Source organism: Rhodococcus sp. 105337 (assembly GCF_012844225.1).
In the GTDB taxonomy this organism is placed as follows: domain Bacteria; phylum Actinomycetota; class Actinomycetes; order Mycobacteriales; family Mycobacteriaceae; genus Rhodococcus.
Genome location: NZ_JABAGQ010000021.1, coordinates 1 through 13,742, shown reverse-complemented (window position 1 = coordinate 13,742; position 13,742 = coordinate 1). Strand labels below are relative to the sequence as shown.

Annotated in this window: 1 protein-coding gene and 1 pseudogene; both read right to left on the bottom strand. The window is 65.8% G+C overall.

The genetic code is table 11. The annotated features are described in order from the left end of the window. Positions 1-8,369, bottom strand: an 8,369-nt coding sequence (locus HF886_RS20715) for a non-ribosomal peptide synthetase (RefSeq protein WP_169653362.1), incomplete at its 3' end; no start/stop codon positions are given. A gap of 118 nt (positions 8,370-8,487) precedes the next feature. Continuing rightward, positions 8,488-13,722, bottom strand: a pseudogene (locus HF886_RS20710) (amino acid adenylation domain-containing protein); the annotation flags it as partial. Positions 13,723-13,742: the final 20 nt, after the last annotated feature.

The window sequence follows — 13,742 nt, the reverse complement described above, 5'->3', positions numbered from 1 at the left end:
AGTGCCGCACCCAGGCGCGCGACCACCTGGGTCGCAATCAGCGAGTTACCACCCAAAGCGAAGAAATCATCATCGAGACCGACCCGCTCGACGCCCAATACCTCGGAAAACACCGACGCCACAACCTGTTCGACGGGTGTCTGCGGGGCCCGGAACTCCCGAGCTTCGAAGACAGGGGAAGGCAACGCCTTACGGTCCAACTTGCCCGACGAACCCACCGGCAACTCATCGAGCACCACCATCGCCGACGGCACCATATAAGCCGGCAACACCGCACCCAACCGACGCGACAACACCACAGAATCCACCGACGCACCCGCAGCCGGCACCACATACGCCACCAACTGCTCACCCGCATGCGCATCCGCACGCACCAGCACCACGGCCTGACCGACGCCGTCCAAGCCCAGAAGAGCAGATTCGATCTCACCGAGCTCGATCCGCAACCCCCGCAACTTCACCTGAAAATCGGTACGACCGATGTACTCCAACTCACCGTCGCCTGTCCACCGCACCAGATCACCGGTGCGATACAACCGCTCACCCGCCCCGAACGGCGACGCCACAAAACGATCCGCCGACAAATCCGGCCGACCCACATACCCCCGAGCCAACTGCACACCCGACAGATACAACTCACCCGCCACACCCACCGGCACCGGCGCCAGTCGACCGTCGAGCACATAAACCTGCGTATTCCACACCGGCACACCGATCGGCACCGACACCGCATCGGCATCGGACACCTCGTGGAACGTCACATCCACCGCAGCCTCGGTCGGACCGTACAAATTGTGCACAGCAGCATCCGGAAGTACCGCCCGCGCCCGCGCCGCCAACGGCGGCGACAACGCCTCACCCGATGCGAACACCAACCGCAGACCCGACAGATCCGAGACCCCGGCCTCGGTTACGAACACCGCCAACATCGACGGCACAAAATGCGCCACCGACACACCACGCTCGGCCATCACCTTCGCCAGATACGCCGGATCCCGATGACCGTCCGGAGCAGCAACCGCCAACCGCGCACCCACACCCAACGGCCAGAAAAACTCCCACACCGACACATCGAACGTGAACGGCGTCTTCTGCAACACCACATCCGCTCCGGTGAGCGAGTATTCGTGCTGCATCCACTCCAGACGATTGACGACCGCCCCGTGCGAGACCGCCACACCCTTCGGCCGGCCCGTCGAACCCGACGTGAAAATCACGTATGCGGTATTCGAGGGTCGCAGCGGCGAAATCCGCTCCTCGTCCGAGACCGGCGCGGCCGACACCTCGGCAAGATCGAGAGTGTCGATCGACACCACCGGCACCGACACCGGAACGTCGAACCCGTCCCGCGACGTCGACACCACCAACACCGGCGACGCCATCTCCACGATGTAGGCGTTGCGCTCGGCAGGCTGATCCGGATCGATCGGCACATACGCGCCACCGGCCCGCACGATCGCATACATCCCGACCAACAGATCCAACGACCGGCGCACCTCCAACCCGACGGTTGTTTCCGGACCCACACCCCGCGAAATCAGATACCGCGCAAGCTGATTGACCCGCGCATCGAACTGCACATACGTCAACGACTCGTCTTCGAACACCACCGCGACCGCATCCGGCGACGCAGCAACCTGCGCGTCGAAGCGATCCAGCAACGTCGCCTCCGCCACCGGATGCGACGTATCGTTCCACCGCTCGAGCACCGCAACACGCTCATCAGCGCCCAGCAGATCGATATCCCCTACCGGACCCGACGGATCAGACACCACTGCCTCGAGAATCCGCACGAACCGCTCCGCAAAGCCCTCGACCGTCGAAGCATCGAACAAATCGGTGGCATAGGTGAACTCCGCATGGAAGCCGTCCGGCGAACCATCCTCCGCGAACCCGTCCGACAACGTCACCTGCAGATCGAACTTCGCGATCTGCGCATCGAAGTCGACACCCGAGACACTCAGACCAGGCAGCTCGAGCTCCGCAGCCGCCAAATTCTGGAAAGTCAGCATCACCTGGAACAACGGATGACGCGCCTGCGAACGCGCAGGATCGAGCACCTCCACCAACCGCTCGAACGGCACATCCGCATGCGCGAACGCATCGAGATCTGTCCCCCGAACGGTATCGAGGAACTCCCCGAACGGGACCCCACCATCAACCGACGTCCGCAATACGAGCGTGTTGACGAACATACCCACCAGATCATCGAGCGCAGCCTCACCACGACCCGCGACGGGCGTCCCGATCGCAACATCGGAACTCGCGCCCAACCGTGACAGCAACACGGCCAACGCAGCATGGACGACCATGAATTCCGTTGCACCACTGCGGCGTGCCACCTCGGTGATACCCGCACGAATACGACCATCGATCGTGAAACCGTGCGACGCACCCCGGTAACTCGACACCACCGGACGAGGCCGATCCCCCGGCAACGTCGACTCCTCCGGCAGATCCGCCAAAGCACTGCGCCAGAACTCGGTTTGCCGCGCAAGCAGCGACTCCGGATCGGACTCGTCGCCGAGAACCTCACGCTGCCACAACGTGTAATCCGCGTACTGCACCTCGAGCGCCGACCACCCCGGCTCCCGGCCCGCGGCCCGCGCTGCGTACGCGGTGACCACATCACGAGTCAGGGGCGCCATAGAGAACCCATCGCCGGAGATGTGATGAACCACCACAACCAGAATGTGCTCTTCCGGCGCAACACGCAACAACTGCACCCGGATCGGAACCTGCTGCGTCACATCGAAACCGGCACCCACAACCTCGGCGACCCGCCCCGCAACATCCTCGGCAGCCACGTCCAGAGCGCGCACCTCCACGACCGCGTCGCCGGCACCGAGCACCTTCTGGAAACCGACCCCGTCGACCTCCGGATACACCGTCCGCAACGACTCGTGCCGCGCCACCACATCCGACACCGCGGCCTGCAACGCATCGACATCCAACGATCCCGACAACCTGATCGCCACCGGAATGTTGTTGACCGCCGACCCCGGATCCAACCGGTTGAGGAACCACATCCGCTGCTGCGCCAACGACAACGGAATCTGCGCCGGACGAGTGCCGGCCACAAGAGGCACGCGACCCGCAAACGACGACGACTCGAGCAGACCCGCAAGCGCTTCGACGGTCGAGGCTTCGAACAACACCCGCACCGGCACCTGCGTATCGAGTGCGGCACTCAGGCGCGCGACCGCCTGCATCGCGATCAACGAGTTACCACCCAGCGCAAAGAAATCATCGTCCGCACCGACACGCTCGACACCGAGCACCTCGGCGAACACCGACGCCACAGTCTGCTCGACAGCAGTCTGCGGCGCCCGGAACTCACGAGTCTCGAAAGTGGGCGAAGGCAACGCCTTACGATCGAGCTTGCCACTGCTGTTGAGCGGAAACGCATCGAGCACCACAAACAACGACGGCACCATATACCCCGGCAACAACCCCGAAACAAACCGCACCAACTCGCCGCGATCCACCGTGGCCCCCACAACAGGCACCACAAAGCCCACCAACTGATCCCCGAGATCCGAGGCCGACACCACCACCGCAGCCTGAGCGACCGAATCGTGCGACACCAACGCCGCCTCGATCTCACCGAGCTCGATCCGCAACCCCCGCAACTTCACCTGAAAATCGGAACGACCGATGTACTCCAACTCCCCATCGGCGTTCCACCGCACCACATCACCCGTGCGATAAAGACGCTCACCCACACCGAACGGCGACGCCACAAACCGCTCCGCCGACAAATCCGGCCGACCCACATACCCACGAGCCAACTGCACACCCGACAGATACAACTCACCCGCCACACCCACCGGCACCGGCGCGAGTCGGCTGTCGAGCACAAACACCTGCGTATTCCACACCGGCGCACCGATCGAAACCGACACGGTATCGGCGTCGACGACCTCGTGGAACGTCACGTCCACCGCGGCCTCGGTCGGACCATACAAATTGTGCAACCGCACCCCCGGCAGCACCGACATCAACCGGCCCGCCACCGACGCGGGCAACGCCTCACCCGAAGCGAACACCAACCGCAACGACGACGCCGCCCCCACCGACGCCTCCGCCACGAACACCGCCAACATCGACGGCACAAAATGCGCCACCGACACACTGCGCTCCGCCATCACCGTCGCCAGATACACCGGATCCCGATGACCGTCCGGAGCAGCAACCACCAACCGCGCACCCACACCCAACGGCCAGAAAAACTCCCACACCGACACATCGAACGTAAACGGCGTCTTCTGCAACACCACATCCGCTCCGGTGAGCGAGTATTCGTGCTGCATCCACTCGAGACGATTGACGATCGCCCCGTGCGAGACCGCCACACCCTTCGGCCGGCCCGTCGAACCCGACGTGAAAATCACATACGCCGTGTTGTCCGGACGCAGGACACTGCGCCGCTCGTCGTCACCGATCCGCTCGGCAGAGAACCCTTCCAGATCCAGCCGATCGATCTCTATCGCCTCGACATCCACCCCGGACGGCACCTCGAACCCATCACGGGCCGTCGTCACCAGACACACCGGATCAGCAATATCGAGCACATGCCGAATCCGATCGGCCGGATGATCCGGATCGATCGGCACATACGCGCCACCGGCCCGCACAATCGCATACATCCCCACCAGCAGATCCAACGACCGGCGCACCGCCAACCCGACCATCGTCTCCGGACCCACACCCCGCGAGATCAGATACCGCGCAAGACGATTGACCCGCGCATCGAACTGCGCATACGTCAACGACTCGCCCTCGAACACCACCGCAATCGCGTCGGGATTCGAAAGGACCTGCGCATCGAACCGATCCAGCAACGTCGACTCCGGCACCGGATGCGACGTATCGTTCCACCGCTCGAGCACCGCAATACGCTCATCGGCGCCCAGCAAATCGATATCCCCCACCCGACACGACGGATCAGCCACCACCGCCTCGAGGATCCGCACGAACCGCTCCGCGAAGCCCTCGACTGTTGCGGCATCGAACAGATCGGTGGCATACGTGAACTCGATACCGAAACCCTTCGACTGCTCACCCGACCCGGCCAGATCGGTGACGGTCACCTGCAGATCGAACTTCGCGATCGCCGTGTCGAATTCCAGTGACTCGACCGACAGGCCGGGGAGCTCGAGGGATGTGACGGGCATGTTCTGGAAGGTCAGCATCACCTGGAAGAGCGGATGACGCGCCTGCGAACGGGCAGGATCGAGCACCTCGACCAACCGCTCGAACGGCACATCCGCGTGCGCGAACGCCTCCAGGTCCACGTCGCGCACGCTGCCGAGCACCTCGTCGAACGACCGGGAGGTGTCGATCGGAGTCCTGAGGACCAGGGTGTTGACGAACATGCCGATCGCATCGTCCAGCGCGGCGTCCCCGCGACCGGCGACAGGTGATCCGACGACGATGTCCTCGGTACCCGACAAGCGGCCGAGCAGCACTGCCAACGCGGCGTGTACCAGCATGAACTCGGTCGAGCCCTGCCGGCGCGCGAGCTCTGCGATACGACGACGCAGGTCGGGACCCACGTCGAGCCGGTGCGACGCTCCTCGGTTGCTCGCCACCGCGGGGCGCGGGCGATCCCGTGGAAGCTCCAGCTCGTCGGGAAGCTCCGCCAGCGTCCGGCGCCAATAGTCGAGTTGTTGTGCCATGAGCGACGACGGGTCGTCTTCGCTGCCGAGCACCTCGCGCTGCCAGAGGGCGTAATCGGCGTACTGCACCTCGAGGGGTTCCCACTGCGGAGCACTACCCGAGGCCCGGGACACATAGGCGGACATGACGTCCCGTGTCAGGGGGCCGGCGGAGAACCCGTCGGCGGAGATGTGGTGGACCACCGCCACCAGCACGTACTCCTGGTCGGAGACACGCAGCACCCGCACCCGGAACGGCACCTGACGGGTGACGTCGAATCCTTCGGAGACGATGTCGGTGACGCGGGCGACCACGTCGTTCGGGGAGATCGGTTCGGGCGTCACGTCGACGACGAATTCCGAGGCCGGCAGCACCTGCTGACTGCCGACACCCTCGTCGTCCGGGTAGATGGTCCGGAGCGACTCGTGCCGGGCGATCACGTCGGAGACCGCGGACGACAGGGCCTCGACCTCGACCCGTCCCACGAGCCGTATCGCCAGCGCGATGTTGTTCACCGCAGAGTCGGGATCGAGCCGGTTGAGGAACCACATCCGCTGCTGCGCCAGCGACAACGGCACCCGATCCGGACGGACCTGGGCGACCAGCGGCGCACGCGTGTCGCCGCCGGCAGCCGCGGCGGCGTCGACGAGCACCGCAAGTTCTGCGGCGGTCGGCGCGTCGAAGAACCCGCGGACGTCGATACGGACGTTGTGGTCGGCACCGAGTCGGGCCACCACACGGGTCGCACTGAGGGAGTTGCCGCCGAGATCGAAGAAGTCGTCGTCCACGCCGAGTCCTTCGACGCCGAGAACCTGTTCGAAGGCCGCCATCACCGCGTGTTCGGTCGGTGTGGACGGTGCCCGGTACTTCCGCTGGAGTGAGCTGAAGTCCGGTTCCGGCAACGACTTCCGGTCGAGTTTTCCGCTCGCACCCAGGGGGAAGGCGTCGAGTGCGACGTACAGCGACGGCACCATGTACTCGGGCAGACGCCTCCGCACCGCGTCCGCGAGTTCGGTGCGGTCGATGTCGCGGCCGTCAGTGACGAGGTAGGCGACGAGGTGGTCGCCGAGTGTCGGGTCGTTGTGCACCACCACCACGGATCGGCGCACGGCCGGGTGGTCGAGCAGCGCCGATTCGATTTCTCCGAGTTCGATGCGCAGTCCGCGGAGTTTCACCTGGAAGTCGGTGCGGCCGATGTACTCGAGTTGCCCGTCCGCGTTCGTCTTCACGAGGTCGCCGGTGCGGTACATGCGGTCGCCGGGGTCCCCGAAGGGATCTGCGACGAACCGGTCGGAGGTCAGATCGGGTCGTTGCAGGTAGCCGCGGGCCAACTGGATACCGGCGAGGTACAACTCGCCTTCGGTTCCGTCGGGAACCGGGCGGAGACCCTCGTCGAGGACGTAGAGGCCGGTGTCGGGTACCGCCGCACCGATGGGGACGACGGTGTCGCCGGGCGCGGTGGCGTAGTAGGTGACGTCGACGGCGGCTTCGGTGGGGCCGTACAGATTGTGCAGGCTTGCCGACGACACCTCGTGGAAGCGCGCCACGGTCTGCCGGGGCAGCGCCTCACCGGACGCGAAGACGTAGCGCAGGGAGGTCACAGCGGCAGCGGCCGGCTCCTCGAGGTACACCGCGAGCATCGACGGTACGAAATGAGCGATGGTCACGCCGTGATCGATCATGGTGCGGGCGAGGTAGTCCGGATCGCGGTGGCCGTCGGGCGCTGCGATGGTCAGGCACGCTCCCACCTGTAGCGGCCAGAAGAACTCCCACACCGAGACGTCGAACGTGAACGGGGTCTTCTGCACGACCACGTCGTCGGCGCGCATTCCGTACTCGGCCTGACGCCAGGCGATGTTCGCGACGATTGCGCGGTGTTCGACCGCCACGCCCTTGGGCCGGCCGGTGGACCCGGAGGTGAAGATGACGTACGCCAGGTGGTCGGCGGTCAGGGCGCCCGTACGCTCCTCGGGCCGGACGGGTTCGTCGGAGACGCCCGACAGGTCGATCGTGTCGACGGCCACCGTGGGGACCGATGCGGGCAGGTCCACCTCGTCGCGTGCGGTCGTGACGACCACTGCCGGTTCGGCGATCTCGAGGACGTACGCGAGCCGATCGGCCGGGTGATCGGGGTCGAGCGGCACGTAAGCGCCCCCGGCCTTGACGATCGCGTACATGCCGACGAGCAACTCGAAGGACCGCCGGACGGCGAGACCGACTCGCACATCGGGGCCCACACCGAGGCCGATCAGGTGCCGCGCGAGCCGGTTTGCACGCGCGTCGAATTCGCGATAGGTGAGGGTGTCGTTCTCGAATCGGAGCGCCGTCGCGTCCGGTGTCGCCGCCACCTGCGCATCGAACTTGGCAACGAGGGTGTTCGGGTCGGCTACCGCCGGCGCGACCGCGTCGTCTCCCAGCACCACCAGGACGTCGGAGAGAAGCGACTCGACGACCGCGGGAAGGCCTGCGCCGCCGAGCAGTCCGGGAGCGAGGTTCGACAGCACGACGGGGAGAAGCGCGTCGAACCCGAGCGCGCCACCCATCGCCGCATCGAGGGTGGAGATCTCCTGATGCAGGCTGCCGTAGGTGAGCCGGGTCTCTCCGTCGACCAGTGCCACACGGTCGGGTTCGGCGTCCGCCACGGCGGCGAGCACCCGAGGGAGATCGCCGATTGCCAACGCCGGATTGCCCGCCACGTCACTCGTCATCTACCCCATCCTCCTGAAATAACCTGCGCTCGCTGTATCGCTCACGCGACCCCGACGGTACTGTCCGAGCGTCGAACGACATCCGATCCTCGATTATCCCGAACGGACCGACGCAGAACTAATCCGCGGAGATCACTCCTTCCGCCAAGGCGATCACCTCACGCACGAGTTGCGCGAGGCCGTCCGCCCCCAGTTCGGGCAGCATTCCCGGCACCAACCCGTTGAGCACCACCGATACGAGCGCTTCCGCGGTCAGCGCACCGCCTGTGGTCGTCGTCATCGTGTCCAGGCGTCGCGCGAACTCACCGAATGTGACTTCGCGTTCACCGTGCGCGAAGGCCACCGTGTCGGGTGCGACCGTGGCTGCTGCCGTCACGAGTGCGGGAAGATCCGCCACCGTTCGCGCCTTCCGCGGCCGCGCGGCACGCGCACGTTCCTCGTTCGAACGGATGTCGATCGACCGCAGCACCGTGCGAGGGTCGGTGGCGACGGCATCGAGGATCCGGACGAAGCGCCGACCGAACGTTTCCACCGTTGCCGCGTCGAACAACGCCGTGGCGTAGGTGAAGGTCACCGCGAGATCCTGAAGCGCACCACTCGGCGAGAACTGTTCGACGATCGTGCACTGCAGATCGAATTTCGCTTGGTCGACGCCCGTCCCGAGCGGAGTCACTGCCAGACCCGGCAGTTCGAACGTCCCTGTTTCGATGTTCTGGAACGTCAGCATCGCCTGGAACAGCGGTGTATAGGAACTGCTCCGACGCACGCCGAGACGTTCCACGACCTGCTCGAACGGCACGTCCGCGTTGCCGAACGCGGCGAGATCCTTGTCCCTCGCCTGTTCCAGCAGGTCCGAAAACGTCGACGAACCGGTGACGCGGGTACGGAGCACCATGGTGTTGACGAACATGCCGACGAGACCGTCGAGTGCTTCTTCACCACGACCCGCCGTCGGAGTGCCCACGGTGATGTCGTCGCTGCCGGACAGCCTGGAGAGCAGCACCGCGAAGGCGGCGTGCATCGCCATGAATACGGTGGCGTGGTGTTCCCGCGCGACCTTCTCGATTCGGACGGCGATTTCCTCACCGACGTCGAAGGTGATCGATGCACCCGCGGTGGACTGCCGGGCCGGTCGTGGACGGTCGGTGGGGAGCTCGAGCACTTCGGGTGCGCCCGCGAGTTCGCTTGCCCAGTAATCGAGTTGACGTGACAGTTCGCTGTCCGGATCGTCCTCGGAACCGAGGACGGACTGCTGCCAGAGGGTGTAGTCCGCGTACTGGACCTCGAGTGGCTCCCAGCCCGGGGCTTGGCCCTGGGCACGGGCGGTGTAGCCGAGCATCACGTCGCGGACGAGCGGTCGCATCGAGTAACCGTCCGCGGCGATGTGGTGCGCCACCACGGCCAGCACATGTTCGCTCGCCGAGATCCGGAACACCCCCATCCGCACCGGAGGCAGCGAACCGGTGACGTCGAATCCGGCGCCGAGGATCTCGGTGAGACGGTCGACGAGTTCGCCGGGCGTCACATCGATCGGGGTCAGAGCCGGAACGACCTTTGCAACCGGCAGGACGACCTGCACGGGGCCGTCCTCGGTGTCCGGGTAAACGGTCCGGAGTACCTCGTGCCTCGCGAACAGGTCGGAGACCGCATTCTGGAGGGCCTCGGTGTCGAGTTCACCGGTCAAGCGAACGGCAACCGGGATGTTGTAGACACCGGAGTCGGGATCGACCCGGTTCAGGGTCCACATCCGCTGCTGCGCCAACGACAACGGAATACGTTCGGGCCGCGGTGCGGCGACGAGGGGGGCGCGAGCCCCCGCCCCGACGGAAGGCTGGATATGGGCGGCAAGGGCCCCCACCGTGGGTGCCTCGAACACCTTGCGCACGGCCACCTTCGTGTCGAGCGCCGCGCCGAGACGTGCCGCGAGTTGTGTCGCGAGCAGGGAATTGCCGCCGAGGGCGAAGAAGTCGTCGTCGAGACCAGCCCGCTCCACACCGAGCAACTCGGCCACTGTATCCGCGACGACTTCCTCGACCGGATTGGTCGGTGCGCGGAACACGCCTGCCTCGACGCCGGGATCGGGCAGTGCCGCCCGGTCGAGTTTGCCGTTGGTGTTGAGAGGCAGCGCATCGAGTTCCACGAACGCCGACGGCACCATGTACGACGGAAGCCGTTCGGCAAGTGCGGAACGGACATCGTTCTCGTCGAATCGCCCCTCGGCCGGAACGACGTAGGCGATCAGCCGGTCGCCGGTCCGGGCGTCGGAGCGCACCACGACAGCGACGTCGCGCACATCCGTGAGGTCGCGCAGAGCGACCTCGATCTCACCGAGTTCGATCCGGTATCCGCGAATCTTCACCTGGAAGTCGGCGCGGTCGAGGTACTCGAGTCGGCCGTCCCGGTTCCATCGCACGATGTCACCGGTGCGGTACATGCGTCCGCCGCCGAACGGATCCGCGACGAATCTGTCGGCCGTCAGGTCCGGGCGGTCGTGGTAGCCACGCGCCAGTTGGGCGCCCGCGAGGTACAACTCGCCTGCCACACCCGGGGCGACCGGACGCAGCCGCCCGTCGAGAACGTGGACGGCGGTGTTCCACTCGGGCACACCGATCGGGACGATGACCGTGTCGGCATCGTCGACCTCGTGAACGGTGACCGAGACGGCAGCTTCGGTGGGACCGTACAGGTTGTACAGCGCCGCCGAATTCGCCTGGCGGAATTGCTGTGCCACCGGAGCTGGCAGGGCCTCGCCGATCGCGAGGACGCGACGCAGCGACGGGGAAAGCGGGCCCGCCGCCACGGTCATGAGCATCGACAGCATGGACGGAACGGTGTGCAACGTGGTGACGTTGCGGTCACGGAGCAGTCCGAGCAGGTAGTCGGGGTCCTGATGACCGTCCGCAGTTGCCACGACCAGACGCGCACCGGACGTGAGCGCCGACCAGAACTCCCACACCGACAGGTCGAAGGTGGCGACCGTCTTGAGGAGCACGGCATCGTCCGAGCCGAGTCCGAAGAAGCTGCGCTTCCACAGCAACTGGTTCACGATCGCGGCGTGCGGAACGGCAACACCCTTCGGCCTGCCCGTCGAACCCGAGGTGAAGATCACGTAGGCCGTATGGTGCGGGCGCAGCGGCGCGGTCCGCTCGACATCGGTGACCTGCGTGTCCGCGACATCCGAGAGGTCGACGCGGTCGAGTTCGACCACCCGAACCTGCCCGTGTCCGACCGGGTCCGCACTCGTCGTGACGATCGCCGCGGGTGCAGCGGTGTCGAGGATGTACGCGTTCCTCTCGGCAGGCTGCGCTGGGTCGACAGGCACATACGCGGCGCCGGTCTTGGCGATCGCATACATCCCGACCAGCAGTTCAGGCGAGCGCCGAACTGCAAGTGCGACACGATCTTCCGGTCCCACACCGAGCGAGATCAGATGACGGGCGAGCCGGTTCACCGACGAGTCGAACTCGCCGTACGTCCACTGCCTGCCCTCGTAGTCGAGGGCCACGGCTTCACGCCGGGTGTCGACCTGCTCGTCGAACAGGTCGACGAGGGTGGCGGATGCGCCGGTGTCGTGGGTGGTCTCGTTCCGTTCGGCGAGAACGTGGCGCTCGGACGGGAGAAGCAGAAGGTGGTCGCCGACCGGCGCAGCGGGATCCTCGACGAACGCACCGAGTAGCTGCACGAGCCTGTCTGCGACCGCTTCCACGGTCTCCCGCTCGAACAGATCCGTCGCGTAGGTGAGGACGGCGTCGATCCCGTCCGGCGCTCCGTCCTCGCGGTAACGGTCGGTAACGATCAGATGCATGTCGAACTGTGCGACACCACCTTCGAGGTCGATCGGCGTCACGTCGAGACCGGGCAACTCGAGTTCCGAGCGGCGCTGGTTCTGGAACGAGAATCCGACCTGGAAAAGCGGGTGCCGTGCGGTCGAGCGCGCCGGATTGAGGACCTCGACCAGTCGTTCGAACGGTATATCAGCATGCGCGAAGGCCTGCAGATCCGTTTCACGGGCAGCGACGAGCAGATCACCGAAGGAGTTGCCGCCGTCCACCTGCAGCCGCAGCACGAGCGTGTTGACGAACATGCCGATAAGGTCGTCCGTTGCCTGCTGGTCACGGCCCGCGATGGGTGTGCCGACCGCGATGTCACCGGAACCCGACAGCCGGGCGAGCAGCGCCGCGAACGCGGCATGCACGGCCATGAACACCGTGGCATTCTGCGCCCGAGCGAGGTCGCGTAGCTCACCGTGCAGGTCGGCACCGATGCGGAACTCCACACGGTCGCCGCGGAAGTTCTGCTGTGCCGGCCGCGGTCGATCGAGCGGGAGATCCAGCTGGTCGGGCAGGTCGGCCAGGGACTCACGCCAATAGGCGAGCTGCTTCGCGGCGGTCGAGTCCGGGTCGTCTTCGGAGCCGAGCACCTCGCGCTGCCACAGCGCGTAGTCCGCGTACTGCACTTCCAATGGCGCCCATGCCGGCTCGGTGCCGGCGGTGCGCGCGGAATACGCCGTCATCACGTCACGCACCAGCGGCACCATCGAGGACCCGTCGCCACTGATGTGGTGCACGACCGTCACCAGCACATGGTCCTCGTCGGTCACGCGCAGCAGATGCATACGCACGGGCACGTTCGTCGTCACGTCGAATCCGGCCGAGACGATCTCGCGCATCCGGGTCTCGAGGTCTGTCGCCGTGACGTCTTCCGGGGTCAGGTCCACCGACGCCTGCGCCGCCGAAAGGATGCGCTGAACCGGACCGGACTCCGTCTCCGGGTAGACGGTGCGCAGTGATTCGTGCCGGCAGACCAGATCCGCGACCGCGTCGCGCAGCGCTCTGATGTCCAGTGCACCGGTCATCCGCAGGGCGAGCGGAATGTTGTATGCGGTGGAATCCGGATCGAACCGGTTGAGGAACCACATCCGCTGCTGCGCCAACGACAACGGAATCTGTGCCGGACGCACCCGCGCAACCAACGGAACCCCGGCACCCCCACCGGACACCTGCTCCACCCGCACCGCCAGTTCCCCGACGGTGGACGCCTCGAACAGCACCCGCACCGGCACCCGAGTACCGAGTGCCGCACCCAGGCGCGCGACCACCTGGGTCGCGATCAGCGAGTTACCACCCAAAGCGAAGAAATCATCATCGAGACCGACCCGCTCGACCCCGAGCACCTCGGAAAACACCGACGCCACAACCTGTTCGACGGGTGTCTGCGGCGCCCGGAACTTCCGAGCCTCGAAGACAGGGGAAGGCAACGCCTTACGATCGAGCTTCCCACTGCTGTTGAGCGGAAGCTCATCGAGCACCATCAAGACCGACGGCACCATATACGCGGGCAACAACCCCGAGACGAACCCCGCCAACTCGTCAC